The organism is Actinoplanes subglobosus, assembly GCF_042650585.1.
Classification (GTDB): Bacteria; Actinomycetota; Actinomycetes; order Mycobacteriales; family Micromonosporaceae; genus Actinoplanes; species Actinoplanes subglobosus.
In genome coordinates, this window is record NZ_JBHSBL010000031.1 from 1 (window position 1) to 17024 (window position 17024).

15 protein-coding genes and 1 tRNA gene are annotated in these 17024 nt (G+C 71.4%); 7 read left to right on the top strand and 9 right to left on the bottom strand.

Translation table 11 applies throughout. The features are described from left to right. Positions 1–66: 66 nt before the first annotated feature. The 4 genes from ACFO0C_RS44495 to ACFO0C_RS44510 form a co-directional block, all read right to left on the bottom strand. Positions 67–981: a DMT family transporter gene (locus ACFO0C_RS44495; RefSeq protein WP_378072918.1), complete on the bottom strand. Its 915-nt coding sequence runs from the start codon at positions 979–981 to the stop codon at positions 67–69. Between the two features lie 64 nt (positions 982–1045). Then, entirely contained in the window at positions 1046–1954 is a 909-nt protein-coding gene (locus ACFO0C_RS44500; protein WP_378072919.1) for an LLM class flavin-dependent oxidoreductase, read from the bottom strand. A gap of 61 nt (positions 1955–2015) precedes the next feature. Next, the gene (locus ACFO0C_RS44505; RefSeq protein WP_378072920.1) at positions 2016–3410 is read right to left on the bottom strand and encodes a diguanylate cyclase domain-containing protein; all 1395 of its coding nucleotides are present in this window, start codon (positions 3408–3410) and stop codon (positions 2016–2018) included. 4 nt (positions 3411–3414) lie between these two features. Next, the gene (locus ACFO0C_RS44510; protein WP_378072921.1) at positions 3415–4584 is read right to left on the bottom strand and encodes an FIST signal transduction protein; all 1170 of its coding nucleotides are present in this window, start codon (positions 4582–4584) and stop codon (positions 3415–3417) included. A gap of 299 nt (positions 4585–4883) precedes the next feature. On the opposite strand from ACFO0C_RS44510, the gene ACFO0C_RS44515 reads away from it, so the two are divergent. From ACFO0C_RS44515 to ACFO0C_RS44540, 6 genes are all read left to right on the top strand, one after another. Next, the gene (locus tag ACFO0C_RS44515) at positions 4884–5861 is read left to right on the top strand and encodes an arabinan endo-1,5-alpha-L-arabinosidase (RefSeq protein ID WP_378072922.1); all 978 of its coding nucleotides are present in this window, start codon (positions 4884–4886) and stop codon (positions 5859–5861) included. Positions 5862–6046: 185 nt separating this feature from the next. Beyond that, on the top strand, positions 6047–6880 hold the full coding sequence (locus ACFO0C_RS44520) for a DUF4142 domain-containing protein (RefSeq protein WP_378072923.1): 834 nt from the start codon (positions 6047–6049) through the stop codon (positions 6878–6880). A gap of 82 nt (positions 6881–6962) precedes the next feature. Continuing rightward, complete coding sequence (locus tag ACFO0C_RS44525; protein WP_378072924.1) at positions 6963–7943, top strand: hypothetical protein; 981 nt, start codon at positions 6963–6965, stop codon at positions 7941–7943. 82 nt (positions 7944–8025) lie between these two features. Then, a complete protein-coding gene (locus ACFO0C_RS44530) occupies positions 8026–8754 on the top strand; it encodes a FadR/GntR family transcriptional regulator (protein WP_378072925.1) in 729 nt (242 codons plus the stop codon). Beyond that, entirely contained in the window at positions 8751–9578 is an 828-nt protein-coding gene (locus tag ACFO0C_RS44535) for a sterol desaturase family protein (RefSeq protein WP_378072926.1), read from the top strand. The genes ACFO0C_RS44530 and ACFO0C_RS44535 overlap by 4 nt, the downstream gene beginning before the upstream one ends. Next, positions 9575–10174, top strand: coding sequence for a lysoplasmalogenase (locus ACFO0C_RS44540; protein ID WP_378072927.1), 600 nt, complete (start codon positions 9575–9577; stop codon positions 10172–10174). Before ACFO0C_RS44535 ends, ACFO0C_RS44540 begins: the two co-directional genes overlap by 4 nt. A 19-nt stretch (positions 10175–10193) precedes the next feature. Here the strand turns inward: ACFO0C_RS44540 and ACFO0C_RS44545 are convergent. The 5 genes from ACFO0C_RS44545 to ACFO0C_RS44565 all read right to left on the bottom strand — a co-directional run bounded on the left by ACFO0C_RS44545 (position 10194) and on the right by ACFO0C_RS44565 (position 15560). Next, positions 10194–10269, bottom strand: a tRNA-Cys gene (locus ACFO0C_RS44545). Then, entirely contained in the window at positions 10258–11406 is a 1149-nt protein-coding gene (locus tag ACFO0C_RS44550; protein ID WP_378072928.1) for an ankyrin repeat domain-containing protein, read from the bottom strand. Before ACFO0C_RS44550 ends, ACFO0C_RS44545 begins: the two co-directional genes overlap by 12 nt. A 165-nt stretch (positions 11407–11571) precedes the next feature. Next, positions 11572–13701 (bottom strand): Hsp70 family protein, encoded by a 2130-nt coding sequence (locus ACFO0C_RS44555; RefSeq protein ID WP_378072929.1) that lies wholly within the window; start codon positions 13699–13701, stop codon positions 11572–11574. Positions 13702–13946: 245 nt separating this feature from the next. Continuing rightward, positions 13947–14300: a DUF1304 domain-containing protein gene (locus tag ACFO0C_RS44560; protein ID WP_378072930.1), complete on the bottom strand. Its 354-nt coding sequence runs from the start codon at positions 14298–14300 to the stop codon at positions 13947–13949. Between the two features lie 135 nt (positions 14301–14435). Then, complete coding sequence (locus tag ACFO0C_RS44565) at positions 14436–15560, bottom strand: acyl-CoA dehydrogenase family protein (RefSeq protein ID WP_378072931.1); 1125 nt, start codon at positions 15558–15560, stop codon at positions 14436–14438. A 91-nt stretch (positions 15561–15651) separates the two neighbouring features. On the opposite strand from ACFO0C_RS44565, the gene ACFO0C_RS44570 reads away from it, so the two are divergent. Further along, entirely contained in the window at positions 15652–17022 is a 1371-nt protein-coding gene (locus tag ACFO0C_RS44570; protein WP_378072932.1) for an aldehyde dehydrogenase family protein, read from the top strand. Positions 17023–17024 lie beyond the last annotated feature (2 nt).

A 17024-nucleotide genomic window follows, 5' to 3' on the forward strand; every position in this document is an offset into this window, starting at 1 on the left:
CTGACCGGGCCCCAGCATGAGGCCAACCGGCACCTGACCGGGCCCCAGCATGAGGCGAATCGGGAGTCAGCGGGTGGCGGCTCCGGCATGGTCGGAGGCCGGTTTGGGGCGACTACGGGAGACGGCCACGCCGGCCAGGCACAGGGCGCCGCCGGCCAGGGTCAGCCAGCCGGGGACCTCGCCGAGGACCAGCCACGACATCAGGACGACCACGGCGGGTACGGCATAGGTGGTGGAGCCCATCTTGCCGGCGGTGGTGCGGGCCAGCGCGTACGCCCAGGTCGTGAACGCGATCGCGGTGGGGAAGACGCCGAGGTAGACGACGTTCAGGGTGATCCGCAGCGGGGCGTCGGCGACCTCCGAGATCAGCTGCCCGGCGAACGGCAGGCAGGCGACCGCGCCGATCACGCAACCGAACGTGGTGGCCTGCAGTGCTGTCGCGTGTTTCAGGGCGGGTTTCTGGGCGACGACTCCGGCGGCGTAGGTGACGGCCGCGACCAGGCACAGGACGACGCCGAGGATCGAGGTGTGGCCGCCGCCGGACATCGACAGGCCGACGACGACGGTCCCGACGAACGAGACGACGATGCCGGCGAGCAGCCGCGGCGGGAAACCCTCGTGCAGCAGCCAGCCGGCCAGCAGCGCCATGATCGCCGGGCCGACGTTGACGAGCATCGCGGCGGTGCCGGCGTCGACGAGCTGTTCGCCCCAGTTGAGGGCGACCATGTAGAGGCCGAACCAGAGCACCCCGGAGATGATGATTCCCGGCCACGCCTGGCGCGGTGGGAGGCCCTGCCGGCTGATCGCGAGGAAGATCAGGAGCGTGACGGCCCCGGCGAGCAGCCGGCCCAGGGCCAATGATCCCGGGGAGAAGTGCGGGGCCGCGGCCCGGATTCCGACGAATGCGGACGCCCACAGGACGACCGTGACCGTCGCCGCCGCGAGGGCGGGGCGCGATGGGCGTACAGAATCGGGGGTCATGGAAGGAAGCCAAGCGTGTCGCGCGGCTGGGCGCTAGCGGAAATCGGACCTGGCGTTGCCGGGGTCACAGCAGGCCGAGGGCTTCGACGGCGTCGAGGGCGGGTGTGCGCACCGCGTAGCGGGTGATGCCCCAGCGTTTCTCGTGGCGTTCGATGGAGGTGCGGATCTCGTCGACGGTGCCGATCAGGACGAACGGCGCTGCGAGCAGATCAGAAACGGACATACCGATCTCTTCGGCGTGGGGTGCGGCGACCTTCTCGGCGTCGTCGGTGATCTCCATGATCTGCACGAGCGCCTCCAGCGGAGGCGGTGACGGGCGGTCGGCGGCACCGGCCGTGACCTGTTCGATCTGGGCGTCGATCTGGTCCAGGCGCCATCGGACGTTGTGGTTGTGGCCGTCGGCGAGGGTGCGGCCGAGCCCGGACAGGCCGACGATGTCGGCGTGGGCGCCCGCCCAGCGCAGCAGCCGGGTGTTGGCGGTGCCGAGCAGCAGCGGGACCCGCTCCTGGACCGGGCGCGGCTTGTCGAGACGGGCCTCGTGCATGTCGAGATGCGGGGTGTGGACGGTGACGGTGTCGCCGCCGAGCAGGGCGCGGACGGCGTCGGCGACGGCGATGCAGCGGTCGACCCGCCCGGCGACGTTGGGTCGCTCGCGGCCGACGGCCAGCCACTCGGCCGGGGTGTGGCCCGCGCCGAGGCCGATGCGGGCGCGGCCGCCGGAGACCACGTCGAGGGTGGCGATGTCCGTGGCGAGCAGGAGCGGCTCGCGGATGCCGGCGTTGGCGACGTAGGCGCCGAGGGTGATCCGGCTGGTCACGGCGGCAGCGGCGGCGAGGGCGACGTAGGGGGCGGCGCAGACGCCGGGGTGGTCGGCGGCCTGGAGGGTGTCGAAGCCGGCGGCTTCGGCGCGGCGGGCGAGGTCCAGCCAGGAGGCGGCGTCAGCGGGCTGCGCCTGGAGCGCGAAGGTGGTCACCACCGGAGCCTTCCACCGGCCGCGAGGCGGGCCCAAGCCTTTCTGCGTACGGCAGACGTGTTCAGACGGCCTGCGGGAGTTCGGGTCTCATGTGGGGCTCGAACTCCTGGTAGGTGCCCTTTCTGGTCTTCTTCGCCCGGTACATGGCCAGGTCGGCCTCCTCCAGCAACCGCTCGGCGGAGCGGCCCCCGCTGTAGGCGATGCCGACGCTGGCCCGGGTGCGGACCGTGCGGCCGGCGATGTCGTAGGGGTGGGCGATCGCGTCGATGACCCGCTGGGCGATGTCGCCGGCCTGGCTCGGGTATTCCAGGGGTTCCAGCAGGACCGCGAACTCGTCGCCACCGAGGCGGGCCGGCATGTCGGTGTCGCGGACGGCGGCGCGGAGGCGGCCGGCCACCGCTCGGAGCAGTTCGTCGCCGGCGGCGTGGCCGAGAGTGTCGTTGACCTGCTTGAACAGGTCCAGGTCGAGGTAGAGCAGGGCCGCGGTGCCGTGGTTCACCGTCTCCTCGACGCGTTGCAGGAACAGGGCCCGGTTCGGCAGGCGGGTCAGCGGGTCGTGGTGGGCCTCGTGCACGGCGGCGAGTGTGTGTGCGCCGGTCAGCGCGAGGCTCGCCTGCTCGGCGAAGGCGGCGAGCACGTCGCGACGTTCCGCGTCCCGGACGCCGGGGCCGGCGGCTCCGGAGGGGACCGCGATGACCAGCGCGCCCGCCACGTCCCCGTTGATGTGGACCGGCGCGGCCTCCAGATCGTCGCAGGTGATCGGCGCCCCGGCGGTCACCGCGCGGTCGGCGGCGAAGACCAGTCCCTCGCACGGTTCCCCGCTGACCGAGGCGACCGCGTCCCGCAGGACCAGCGCCACCGTCGCCCCGTCGAGCAGCCCGGCCGCGCCCGACGTGATCATGTCGAGGACCTCGGCCAGCGGCAGCTGGCCGGCCGACCGCTGGACCCGCAGCAGGGTCTCCAGGAGGCGTTCCCGGCGTTCGAGCGCCTCCACCAGTTCCAGCCGGGCAATCGCCTCCCGTTCCTGTTCCAGGCGCAGCTGCCGTTCGGCCTCCAGGGTGCGGAGGCTGCGCAGCGCCAGCCCGAGGACCCGGGCCATGCCCTGGAGCATCTGCCGTTCCTCGGCCGCGAACGGTTCGTCGGCGCGGGCCACGATGAGGCGGTCGGCGGTGGGGGCGTCCCGGTCGAGGACGTGGACGGTCAGGTACATCGGGCCGGCACCGGGGAACGTCGTCTCGTCGGTGCCGGGGCCGAGGCTGGTGAACAGCGACGGGGACGGCGTGCGGCCGAGGCCCACCGAGGCGGGCACCTGGTCGCCGCTGACCACCGCGGCCACCTCGGCGTCGGTCGCCTCGGTGGCGCGCTGGACGGCGAGGCGGGCCGCGGTGGACACGGTTCCGGCGCGGGTGATGGCGCTGAAGAACTCGGTGAGCTGCAGGGTGGACCAGCCGGACATGACCTCAGCCGAAGGCCAGCGCGACGACGGTCAGGTGGTGCATGCCCTTGGCCTGCGGGCGGCGGACGATCTCGCCGTTGGAGTAGAAGCCGCCGTAGGGCACGGGCTTGACGGCGTCGCGCAGGCGGGACGCGGCGAGGTCGGTGCCGTCGCCGCCGAGCGCGATCGACCGTACGCAGCAGTCGAAGACCAGCAGGCCGAGCGGGGCGGACTCCAGCGAGGAGGTCGCGGCGACCGCGGCGGCCGAGGTGGCGTCGACGATGCCGTCGGTGTCGGCCTCCATGAACCAGACCATCGCGCCCTCGGGGGTGTCGGCGAGGCCGGAGATGGACCGCTGCTCCGGGTCGGCCTGGAAGATGACGCGGATGTCCTCGCCGGTGCGGCGGGCCAGGCCGAGCGGCCGGATGGTGGCGAAGTTGAGGAACGCCTCGGGGTCGGCGGCGATTGCCGGGTCGGCGCCGGTGCGGCGCAGGTAGACGTCGAGGGCGGGTTCGCCGTCGAGTTCGAAGATGGTGCCGGACTCGCTGCGGGACACGACCATCGGCTCGCCGGTCTTGCGCCAGCCGTGGGCGATGCCGATGCCGAACGGCGCGGGCGAACCGAGGGCGGCACCGACGACCGCGTTCGGCAGGAGCTGCACGTCCGTACCGTCGCTGAAGAAGTGGAACGTCCCGGTCTGGGTGACGTTGTCGCCGGCGCAGCCGCCGACCAGGGGTACGAGGGCGCCGGCGACGGTGTAGGCGCCGCGGACCATCTCCTGCTGGTCGCTGCTGCGGCCGTCGCCGAGGAGCAGGACGACGCGGTTCTCGGCGTCGACGTCGTCGAGGCAGGAGGCGGCGCGCATGCCGGCCTCGTACAGGTCGTCGACCTCGTGCGGGACGGCGCGGACCGACGCGGTGTAGCCGCCGAGGGCGTTGACGACCACGCCGGCGCCGCGGCCGTCGGTGGTGAACTCGCCGGACGTCGAGCAGCCGATCATGAGGACGTCGCCGCCGGCTTCGGCGTGCACGGCCCGGGCCATCTCGAGGGTGGCGTGCGTCAGGGACGCGAAGACGATCAGCAGGTCGGCGCGGCGTCCGCCGAGCGCCTCCCGGCAGGCCTGGGTGCCGGCTGTCGCGGGGTCCGCCGCCAGGCTGCGTCCGACTCCGAACCAGCGATCCTCGGGCGCGCCCATGTTCACTCCTTCGCCAGCGGCTCGCGGCGCGAACCGTCCGGGAGAGAAGTTCGGCGGTCCGGTCCGGCTTTTTAATGATTTGGTACGGCCTGCCAGGGCCATCCTGACCAGCCTGCGGTGAAAGATCATCGCTGTGAACGCGCCACAGTCGATCATGCCAGCTGACAGTCCAATATTGACTATCTTGTTGTGATCGTTAACATGTCGGTAATCGGATAGATACCGATGACAGTCACTTCCGGCCGCGGGCTCCGCTTCCCCGAGCGGGACCGCGCATCCCCACCGAAGGTGAAATCCCCATGCGCATCCGCAGACTGCTCCTCGCCGGCGTGACCGGCATCCTCGCTCTCGGCGCCGGCGTGTACGCGACCGGCACCGCGAACGCCGCCACCTACCCCAACCCGGGCGTCGTGACCGGTTCGACCAACGCCCACGACCCCACGATGGTGAAGCGCCCGACCGGCGGCTACCTGCTGGCCACCACCGGCGACGGCATCACCCTGAAGACGTCCACGAACCGCACCGCCTTCGCCGACGCCGGCAAGGCGTTCCCCAGCGGCACGTCGTGGGCCACCTCCTACACCGGAGGCAGCGCCAACCTGTGGGCGCCGGACCTCTCCTACCGCAACGGTAGGTACTGGCTGTACTACTCGGCCTCGACGTTCGGCTCCAGCAAGTCGGCGATCTTCCTGGCCACCAGCACCACCGGCGCGTCCGGCAGCTGGACCCACGTCGGCAAGGTGATCGAGTCGACCACCAGCTCCGGCTGGAACGCGATCGACCCGAACCTGACCGTCACCCCGTCCGGCGAGTGGTGGCTGACCTTCGGCTCGTTCTGGAGCGGGATCAAGATGGTCAAGCTCAGTGCGAGCACCGGCCTGCGCGCCGACTCCACGATGTACAACATCGCCGAGCGGTTCGTGAACAGCAAGTCGGTCGAGGCCCCGTTCATCCACTACCGCAACGGCTACTACTACCTGTTCATGTCGTTCGACTTCTGCTGCCAGGGCGCGTCCAGCACCTACCGCACGATGGTGGCCCGGTCGACGAGCATCACCGGGCCGTACCGGGACCGCGCCGGCACCTACACCACCGCGGGCGGCGGCACCGAGATCCTGGCCGGCCACGACAGCGTCCACGGCCCCGGGCATCCGGCGGTGTTCACCGACTCCGACGCCGACGTGCTCGTCTACCACTACTACAACTCGTCCGGCACGGCCAAGCTCGGCATCAACCTGCTGGGCTGGGATTCGTCGGCCTGGCCGTACGTCTACTGATCCGGACGGCTGTCCGAGGCGCCGGTGTCACGGGACGCCGGCGCCTCCGTCGCCCACGTCCGGACAGGGCGCGCTCCCAAACTGTGAAGATCTAATGAGTTCCGTTGATCCGATCGCGGCTGTGATCCGTGGTGATGTGCATCGGGAACCCCCGCACAGGTTTCACACAGGCCCTGGAGGCTCACGTGCTCGCCGTCGTCCGCATGTTCGCCTCGCCCCGCAGGGCGGCGGGGCTGCTCACCGCCACCCTGGCGCTAGTCCTGTTCAGCCCGCAGGCGGCGCTCGCCGTCGAGCCGGGCGTCCCGGACCCGCCGAGCAACCTGATCACCGACACCGGTGAGGGCAAGCTGGCCGCGGCGGACAAGGACTTCGTCATCAAGGTCCGGCTGGCCGGTCTCTGGGAGATCCCGGCCGGCGAGATGGCGCAGGACAAGTCGAAGAGCAACCGCGTCAAGGGCATCGGCGCGGACATCGCCGAGCAGCACAAGGTCCTCGACCAGCTGACCCGGGCGGCGGCCAAGAAGCTCGACATCGAGCTGCCGAACGAGCCGAACGAGGATCAGCAGGGCTGGCTCCAGGAGATGGAGGACGCCAACGTCGGCAAGGACTTCGACCAGATCTACATCGACCGGCTCCGGGCCGCGCACGGCAAGATCTTCCCGGCGATCGCGACGATCCGCACCAGCACCCGCAACGACACGGTCCGCAAGCTGGCCCAGCGCGCCAACCAGTTCGTGATGACCCACCTGACCCTGCTGGAGAGCAGCGGCATCGTCGACTTCGCCGCGCTGCCCACCGCCCCGCCGCCGAACGCCGCCACCCCCACCACCGCGGCCAACCCGGTGCTGTCCGCAGCCGACGCCAGCAACAGCACCGGCTCCCAGTCGATGAGCCTGCCGCTGATCGCCGGAGTCGCGATCGCGGCCGTGGTCGGTGGCCTGTTCGTGACCCGCAAGATGATGAACGACCCGCGCCGTCGCTATCGACAGCGACAAAGCCGGGGCGGGTACGGCTACTGACGCATCGCACGACCGGAGCGGTGACCACCCCTGTGGTGGTCACCGCTTCGCCGTTCCCGGCGCCGCCCTAGACTCCGCGACCATGACGAACGAGGTGTTGCTCGGCACGGTGACCTGCCCGTCCGGACAGTTGGTGATCACCGACGGCGGCTACCTGGAGCTGTGGTCCGGCGACCGGGCGGCCGAGGACGAGGAACGGCCCGCCACCGATTTCGCGATCGTCGGCCCCGATGCCGAGGACGCGGCGGAGTCCTTCGACCGGCAGTCCGGCACCCGGCTGTACGACATTCCCGCGCACGCCGTCGGCGAGTTCACCACGACGTTCGCCGAGCACTGCCGGGAGCACGGGCACGACGCGCGGCTGGAGGCGTTCGAACGGCAGGTCCCGCACCGTGAGCGGGTCCGGTACGCGGTCGCCGGGCGGGAGCCGGGGTTCATCGTCATGGGCGTGCCGGTGCTGGCGATCGAGGCGCCGGCCGGCCGGGCCCTGCCGGTCACCGCGATCCGCAGCGACGACGGCCACGAGTGGCGGTCGATGCGGATCGGGTTCAGCGACGAACCGGTCGCCGACTCGTGGGTGTTTTACCAGCTCGGCGTCGATCACGCGCGGTTCGTCGTCGCCGACGCCGACGCGCTGAACTCGTGGGAGCACATCCTGCCCCTGGACGGCCTGGCCGACCTGGTCCTCTGGGGCGGCGACAAGGAGCGGGTGGCCGCCGAGTTCGGCGCTCCCCCGCTCGACGACGGGCTGTACGGGTGGCTGGACCTGCCGGTCGAGGAGGCCTACGAGCGGGGCCTGGCCATGGAGGCGCGCCGTGCGGAGCCCGGTGCGCCGAGGTTCGCCTGCGACTTCCGGCCGCACTCGCACCACTGGCAGGTGATGCGCCTGGTGCGGGCCTCCGAGCACGAGGCCGGCGTGATCGAGGTGGCCGGGGCGGACGTGCTGATGGCGATGGCCTCGGTCGGCGACGGCTTCTTCGACGTGTACCTGGACGTCGACGCCGACGGCCTCCCGGTGGCGCTGCGCATCGACATCGCCGGCGAGGAGGAGCCGGACGAATAGCGGTGGGGCGCCGCCGCGCCGTACAGAAGGTGACTGGTCCAACCAGTTGACGGGTTGACGTGACGAGGGGCACACTGCCGCCATGACGTTCGCACCGCTCGATCGACAGTCCGTCTCCGATCAGGTGTTCGGCCGGCTGCGTGACGCCGTTCTCGGCGGTCGTTACGCGGCCGGCGACGCCCTGCCCGGTGAGCGTGACCTGGCCGCCTCCTTCGGGGTCAACCGGCACGCGATCCGGGAGGCGCTGCGCCGCCTCCAGCAGCTCGGCCTGGTCCGGGTCAGTCAGGGCGGCGCCACCCGGGTCCAGGACTGGCGGGCCACCGCCGGGCTCGACCTGGCCATGACACTCACCCAGGCCGGCGACGTGCTGCCGGTGCCGACGCTGGCCCGCGACGTGATGGAGATGCGGGTCAGTATCGGTGCCGACGCGGCCCGGCTCTGCGCGCTGCGCGCGGGCGCGGACGCACGCGCCGCCGTCACCGCCGCCGTCGAGGACTACGCCGCCGCGGTTCCCGACCTCACCGCGATGGGCGCGGCCGACCTGGCCGTGTGGCGGCGCATCATCGAGGGCTCCGGCAACATCGCGTACCTGCTGGCGTACAACAGCCTCACCGCCGGCGACCTGGCCGTCGGGCACGTGCCACCGCACCTGCGGGCCGCCGAACTGCTCGACGTCGCCCTGCACCGCCGCCTCGCCACGCTGATCACCGATGGTGACGCCACCGGCGCCGAGCGGGCCGCCCGGGCGCTGCTCACCCCGTCCGTCCCGTCGTTCTCCGACGATCAGGAGAAGGAGCAGGAGCGCCGATGATCCCCGCCGTCCTCTACGCCGTCCCGGCGTTCCTGCTGCTGATCGTCATGGAGTTCCTGTCGTTCCGGTTCCTGCCCGACGACGAGGAGCGCGGCTACGAGGCCCGCGACACCGCCACCAGCCTGTCGATGGGCCTGGGCAGCCAGATCATCGGCGTGCCGTGGAAGCTGTTCACCGCCGTCGCCTTCGCCGGGCTCTCCGTGATCAGCCCGTTCCGGCTCGACCCCACCGACTGGTGGGTGTGGGTGCTGCTGTTCTTCGCCGACGACCTCGCCTACTACTGGTTCCACCGGCTGCACCACGAGGTGCGGGTGCTGTGGGCCGGGCACGTCGTGCACCACTCCAGCCAGTTCTTCAACCTGTCGACGGCACTGCGGCAGAGCTGGACCCCGATGACCGCGCTGCCGTTCTGGCTCGGGCTCGCGGCGCTCGGCTTCCCGCCCTGGATGATCTTCCTCCAGCAGTCGATCAGCCTCGCCTACCAGTTCTTCCTGCACACCGAGCGGATCGACAGGATGTGGCGGCCGATCGAGTGGTTCTTCAACACGCCGTCGCACCACCGGGTGCACCACGGCTCCAACGACCCGTACCTGGACCGCAACTACGGCGGCATCCTGATCGTCTGGGACCGGCTTTTCCGCAGCTTCGAACCCGAGGGGGAGAAGGTCGAATACGGGCTGACCAGCAACATCCAGACCTACAACCCGCTCAAGGTGGCGACACACGAGTACGCGGCGATCTGGCGGGACCTGCGCCACGCCACCAGCTGGCGGCACCGGGCCGGCTACCTGTTCGGGCGTCCCGGCTGGCAGCCCTCGGCATGATCCTGCGACTGTTCACCGCGGTCGCCGCCGTCGAGGTCGTGGCTGTCGCCGCCGACTGGACGGTCGTGCAGTGGCTGACGAAACCACTGCTCGGGCCACTGCTGATCCTCTGGATGATCCGGTGTGGCCGGCGTGACGCCGTCACCGTGGCACTCGTGTTCGCCACCGCCGGGGACGTCGCGCTGCTCGTGCCGGGACAGGCCGCGTTCCTCACCGGGATGGGGTTCTTCCTCGGCGCGCAGCTCTGCTTCATCGCGGCGTTCCGGCCACTGCGGGCCAGGTACTCGGTGCCCTACGGGCTGCTCTGGGTGCTGGCCAACATCCTTCTGTGGGACCGGTTGGGCGCTCTGGCCGTACCCGTGCTGATCTACAGCCTCGCGCTGACCACGATGGCGGCGGCAGCGGCCGGGGTGTCCCGGCGTGTCGCCCTCGGTGGCCTGCTCTTCCTCGTCTCGGACCTGCTGATCGGGCTCGGTGCGGCCGGCCTGCGCCCGCCCGCGCACGGCGTCCTGGTGATGACGACCTACGCCGCCGCGCTGTTCCTGCTCACGACCGGCTGGGTACGGCGGCGCCGTCCACTCGGCAACCCACGGTGACGGTCCGGCCGCCTCGGGGTGCGGGCCGGCCGGATTCGAACCGGCGTCCTTCGGCTTTGCAGGCCGACGCGACGACCTCTGCGCTACGAACCCGCACCAGCGGTGATCATAGCCGCGAGTTCTCTCAGGACGGTCGCACGGTCGCGCATCCGCTCGTCACCCGAACGGTCCGCGGCGTGCGCCGCCTGCGCCGCCAGCATCCGCAGCCGCGGCACGTACGCCCGGGCGTCCTCCGACGCCGGCAGCCGCGCCGCGACCATCCTCAGCACCTCCGGATCGTCGTTGTCGATCGCCCCGCCCACCGCGTGCGCGGTGACGGCCGCACCCCGGTCCAGCAGGGTCCTTGTCAGGCTCGCCGTCACCGCGTGCGCGCCGGTCCGCAGCGTGTTGGTCACCGGGACCCGGCACTCCAGCAGGTGCGCGGCCGTGTCGAGACGCCGGTTGACCAGGGCGATGTCGATCGCCGTCAGACCACCGCGAACCGGCTCGGCCAGATCGCAGCCGGCCGCGGCGAGACGCTCCAGCAGATCGGTGTCACCGGCCGACGCGGCCCGGTCCAGCGCCAGCCTGCGCAGCCGCGGCTCGGCCCCGATCGTGCCCGCCGCCAGCGCCGCCCGCCAGTCCAGAACAGCCGACCGCACCAGGTCACGCAGCTTCGCGGCGACTCCGGGCTCCTCGCCGGCCAGCTCGTCGACCGCGTCGCGCAGGTCACCGCCCGCATCGGCATCATCGGTCTCCCACGGGTCGTCCTCCAGCGCCAGCTGCCCGAACAGCGCCCGCACATCGACGGCCAGGTCATCCGCCCGGTCACCCTCGGTCAGCTCCCAGCCCGGCGGAAGGCCCTGCTGCCAGTAGCGCACCCGCCCGTCGCCGACGGTGTCGACGTAGAGGCGATCCAGATACTCGAAGCCGCCGAACGGGAGAAAACGCACCACCGCGCCGGGCGCCTCATGATCGATCCAGCCCCACAGATCGTGGTAGCCGTCCGCACCCGGATGGAACAACTGGGTGAACGAGATCTGCCCGTCCAGCTGGTAGTCGATCCGGCCGCCGAAACTCACCCGCCACAACGCGACCAGCGCCTCCGGCAGCGGGCCGGAACACCGCGCGGCGACCGCATCCAGTGCGGCGTCATCGGCCGGTGGCCGCGCCTCCAGGATCAGCCGGTCGGCGAAGACCGCGATCCCGGCCTCCGCGGCGGTCCAGCGATCCTTTTCATCGAGCGCCGTCACTACCACAACCTATCTGGTACGCCCGACGCCGCCCCCACCGCAGCCCACCCCGTCCCGAGCCTACGACGCGACGTGTGCCCGGCACCGGCAGAACAACGCGCCTAACGGGCGTTTCCCCTGGTCACCGCGAGGGCCCGGCGGCAGTGGGAACGAGAGGTGTGGTGGTCAGCCGCGGTCGATGGGGATGCAGTTGCCGGTGTGGTAGCTGCCGTCGGCGGCCCGGGCCAGGCCGTGCCCGGACTTGGCGATCCGGGCGCAGACCTTGGTCGCGTCACCCACCGCCTCGAAGTCCTCCTCGCTGACCTCCCGGATCGACGGCTGCTCGTCCTCGAAGTAGTACCTGCCGTGGGCGGTCACCTGGCTGCCCATCGTCGTCTCGTCCGGCTCCTGGCCGTCGCCGCCGTAGACGTGCAGGTGGAAGCCCTCCTCGATGTCCGGCTCGACACCGTCCCACTCGGCCTCGTACCAGAGGGTGAACTTGCCGTCGCGAATGGTCGCCCGGGTGAGACAGACCCATCGGGTGCTCTGCCGCATCTGGTCGGTGCACACCTCGTAGGCGGGCAGCGCGGCCGTCGTCGTGCTCGCCGAGACCGCCGGTGACCCGGTCGCCCCGTCGCTGCCCATGCTGTGCGAACCGGCCGCCGCCGGGGTGCCGGGATTCTTCTTGTCCTCGTCGCCACCGCCGGCGAGCTTGCCGAGCGCGAGTGCCGTGCCCGCGATGCCGGCCAGCAGCACCCCGACCAGCGCAACCACCAGAACCGTGCCGAGTGTCCGTCCCGTCCGTGCCGGCGGCAGGATCGGCTGCCCCACACCGCCCGGGCCGCCCGGATCCGGCACCCCGCCCGACCCGTCGTCGGCGGACCGCAGCACAGCGGCGGTCGGCTCGCCCCGGACAGCCTCCCCACCGCCGATCCCGGTTCCGGCTCCGGCTCCGGCTCCGGCTCCGGACACTGAACCGGACGTCCCGTCCGCAGAAACCGGGTCACGCGGTTCGGTGCCGTCCGGCGCCGCATCCCGCGACCGGCCGGAGCCCGCTGCGGACTCGCCGGGACCCGGCAGGCCCGCAGCGTCGGCGGGCTGGACCGGCAAGCCAGCGGCGCTGGCGGGCTGGACCGGCAGGCCCAGCGCGGGCAGTCCGGTGTCGCCCGGCCAGCCGCCGGCTGCGGCGGCCGCGGCGCCGGTCGCCCAGGGGTCGACGGCCTCGGGGAGCACCAGCGCGGTACCGGCCTCGGAGATCTCGGACCCGGCCTGCCAGGCGGCGCCGAGCGCCACAGCGTGTTTCGGGTGGGCGTCGACCGCGACGGGGCGGCCCAGTTCGGAGCTGACCATCTGCGCGACCAGCGGAATCCGCGACGATCCGCCGACCAGCAGCACCGAGTGGAGGTCGGCCGGCTCGATCCCCGCCGACCGGATCGCACGGCGCAGCACCTCGATCGGGCCGTGCAGCACCGGGCGGACCATCGCCTCCAGTTCCGGACGGGTGAGCCGGACCTCCGTAGTGAGTTCCGGCAGCAGCACCGGAATCGTCACGTCGGTGTCGGCCGACAGCGCCTCCTTGGCCTGCACACACTCCTCACGCAGGCGGGCGACAGCGGAGAGCACCGCCGGGTCCTCGTCGTCGAGCTGATCGAGGGCGCCCCCCAGCGCACCGGCGACGTGCGCGAACACCGCGGCGTCGAAGTCGATGCCGCCGAGCCGCTCGATGCCCTCCGGTTTGCCGATCAGCTCGAACCCGTCGACGGTCTTGCGCAGCACCGCCGCGTCGAACGTGCCACCGCCCAGGTCGTAGACGGCCACCGCCGCCCCCGGGTCGAGACGCTGCTGCCGTGCGTAGAAGACGGCGGCCGCCTGCGGTTCGGTGACCAGTTGCACCGGCTGCTCGATGCCGGCCAGCCGGATCACCTGATACATCAGATCGATCTTGTACGGCCCCCAGTTGGCCGGGTGCGAGACGCAGATCCGGTCGGGGTCGCCACCCTCGCGGGCCGACACCTCGTCGATCACGGCCCGCAGCATCCGGGCCATCAGCGACTCCGCCGACCAGGGCACCCCGCCGAGCAGGATCGGCGTGGGGTCACCCAGCCGGCGCTTGAACTCCCGGGCGACCCGCTGCGGTTCGCTGAGACCGCGCCGGCTGGCGATCTCCCCTGTCAGGATGGTCTCGTCGGCGCGCAGCAACACGACCGAGGGAACGGCCGCCGCCCGGCTGCCGAGCGACGCGATCTCCACATGCCCCGCCCGCCAGACGGCAGCCGCGGTGTAGGTGGTTCCCAGATCGATACCGAGCGCATACATCCCGAAGTAACTCCGGTTCCGGTCGGGGCCACGACAAACGAGCGAAGAGCCGATCAGACCGAGTCCGGCGCGGGCCCGCCTCGGCCCCCTCTGTCAGGGGGCTCCCAGAATAGGGTCCCGCCCCCGCCCAGCCCGCTCCGGGAGATCCCCGGCGAGTTGCCCGTCACCGGCGCCGGTGACTCCGGCTCAGGCCGCCTCGCCGCGCGACGCGGATCGTGGCACGTGAGCGATGGGACCGGCCGGGGTCAGTGGGCCAGGAGGGTGGGGATCAGGGCCAGGACCGCGGGGACCGTCTGGATGTAGATGATGCGGCGGCTGGCGGTCAGGGCTCCGACGATGCCGGCGATCGCCACGCAGATCAGGAAGAAGACGATGGGGGCGAAACCTCCGCCGAGCAGGCCCCAGATCAGGCCGGCGGCCAGGAAGCCGTTGTAGAGGCCCTGGTTGAGGCCCAGCACCTTGGTCTGCTCGGCGAACTCGGGCGTGAAGCCGAACGCCTTGCGGCCCTGCGGCTTGGTCCAGAGGAACATCTCCAGGACCGCGATGTAGACGTGGATCAGTGCCACGAGGGCGGCCAGGACGTTCCCGATGATCAGCATGATGCGGAGACTACCTGGCATGGTGACCACCGCATTCGGCCCGCAGCGGGCGCTGCGGGCCTGGCCGACGGACCACGTCGCCGGGTGGCTCACGGGACGGTTCGGCTGCGGTCGGGGGCCCCTGGCCGTACGAGATCAGAGTCCGTAGGTTTTTCCGATGATGTCTCGCTGGATCTCGCTGGTGCCGCCGTAGATCGTCGAGACCAGGGTGGCCCGGACGTGGCGTTCCATGTCGTACTCGGTGGCGTAGCCGTAGCCGCCCATCATCTGCATGCCGGCCAGTGCGACCTGGCGGGCGACCTCGGTGGTCTTCAGTTTGACCATGCTGCTCTCGCGCGGGAGGACCTTGTGCGGGTCGCGGTCGGCGAGGGTGGCGACCCGGTGGACCAGCAGGCGGCAGCATTCGATCTCGGTGGCCAGGTCGGCGACCCGGTGGCGTAGCGCCTGGAAGGAGCCGACCGGCCGGCCGAACTGTTTGCGCTGCCGGATGAAGTCGAGGGCGTCGTCGAAGGCGCGCTGGGCGGTGCCGAGCATCAACGCGGCCAGGATCAGGCGTTCCACGTTGAGGCCGGCCATCAGCTGCTGCCAGCCCTTGTCGACGGCGCCGACGACGGCGTCGGCGGGCAGGCGTACGTCGGTGAAGTAGAGGTCGTTGACCTCCTTGCCGCCCATCGTCTCGATGCCGCTGATCCGCAGGCCGGGGGCGTCGGCGGGAACCATCAGCATGGTCAGGCCGGCGTGGTCGCCGGGGCTGCCGGAGGTCCGGGCGACCAGCAGGATCGCGTCGGCGATGTGCGCGTTGGAGCACCACGTCTTCTGACCGTTGACGATCCAGCCGTCGTCGGTGCGGACCGCGCGGCACGACAGGTTGGCGACGTCGGAGCCGGCCTCGGGCTCGGACATGGCGATCGAGTAGACCCGGCCGTTGACGAGGCCGCCGAGGACCGTCTTCTTCTGCTCGTCGGAGCCGGAGCGCTGCACGGCGGCGGCGACGATGGCACTGGTGGTGAAGCCGCCGACCGGGGCCTGGCCGTAGGCGACGTGCTCCAGGAACAGGCAGGTGTCGAGCATGCCGGCGCCGGAGCCGCCGTACTCCTCGGGAATGGTGACGCCCAGCCAGCCGAGGTCGGCCATCTTGCGGTACAGACCGGCGTGGTGGGGGCTGTCGCCGCGCTGCTCGCGGGTGCCGGCCTCGCGTCGGCAGAAGTCGTCGACGGCCTCGGTGAACGCCTTCTGCTCGTCGCTGAGATCGATGCTCATTTCGTCACCCTTCGGGAGTTCTCGCAGGTGAATCGCTATGTTGACAGCGACCGTAACATATCAAATATCAAATCTTAGCCCGGGAGCAACGATGACCGAGGTTCAGGCAACAGTCGAAAAAGCCCGGTCGGCCGCACGCTGGTGGGGTGGGCTCAGCTACAACGAACGCCGCAGCCGGCTGCTGGCCTGGAAGCGGCACATCGCGCGGCACATCGGGGAGCTCGCGGCGCTGGTCGCCGAGGAGACCGGCAAGCCGCAGGACGACGCCGCACTCGAGGTGATGCTGGCGGTCGAGCATCTGGACTGGGCGGCCCGCAACGCGGGCAAGGTTCTGGGCCGGCACAGGGTCCCGAGCGGGATGCTGGCCGCCAACCACGTTGCCACGCTGGAGTATCTGCCGCTCGGCGTGATCGGGGTGATCGGGCCGTGGAACTATCCGGTCTACACGCCGCTGGGCTCGGTGTCCTACGCGCTGGCAGCCGGCAACGCCGTGGTGTTCAAGCCGAGCGAGCACACCCCGCGCACCGGGGCGTGGCTGGCCGACGCGTGGGCGACGGCCGTTCCGGGTGAGCCGGTGCTGCAGGCGGTCCTCGGCGACGGGGCAGTCGGGGCCGAGCTGACCTGGTCGGGAGTGGACAAGATCGCGTTCACCGGGTCGGCGGCGACCGCCCGCAAGGTGATGGCGACCTGCGCGGAGACCCTCACGCCGCTGGTCGTCGAGGGCGGCGGCAAGGACGCGATGATCGTCGCGGCGGACGCCGATCTGGACGCGGCGGCGCGGGCGGCGGCGTTCGGCGGGTTCGGCAATGCGGGACAGACGTGTGCGGGAGTGGAACGGGTCTATGTGGAGCGTTCGGTGTATCCGGAGTTCCTGGGAAAACTGAGCGCGCTGGCGGTCGGCGAGCAGACGATGACGACCCCGGAACAGCCCGCGATCGTGCGGGCACACGTGGAGGACGCCGTCTCTCGGGGCGGCCGGGCCGTGGTCGGCGGGCCGTCGTCGATCACCGCCTCGACGGTCGCGCCGGTCGTCCTGGCCGAGGTGCCCGAGGACAGCATCGCGGTCACCGAGGAGACGTTCGGGCCGACGCTCGTGGTCAACCCGGTCGACAGCGTGGACGAGGCTGTTCAGCTGACAAATGCGTCTAAATACGGGCTTGCTGCTTCGATCTTCTCGAAGGACTCGCACGGCGCGACCCGGATCGCCCGGAAACTACGCACCGGCGCGGCCTCGGTCAATGCCGTCCTCGGGTTCGCCGGGGTGCCGTCACTGCCGTTCGGCGGGGTGGGCGACTCCGGGTTCGGGCGCATCCACGGGGCGGACGGGTTGCGCGAGTTCTCCCGGGCCCAGGCGGTGACCCGGCAGCGGTTCGCCGCGCCGATGGACCTGATGCGGCTGGACCGGGATCCGAAGGTGATGCAGCGGGCGCTGAGGCTCTTCCACTTCAGGCACGGGCGGTAAGG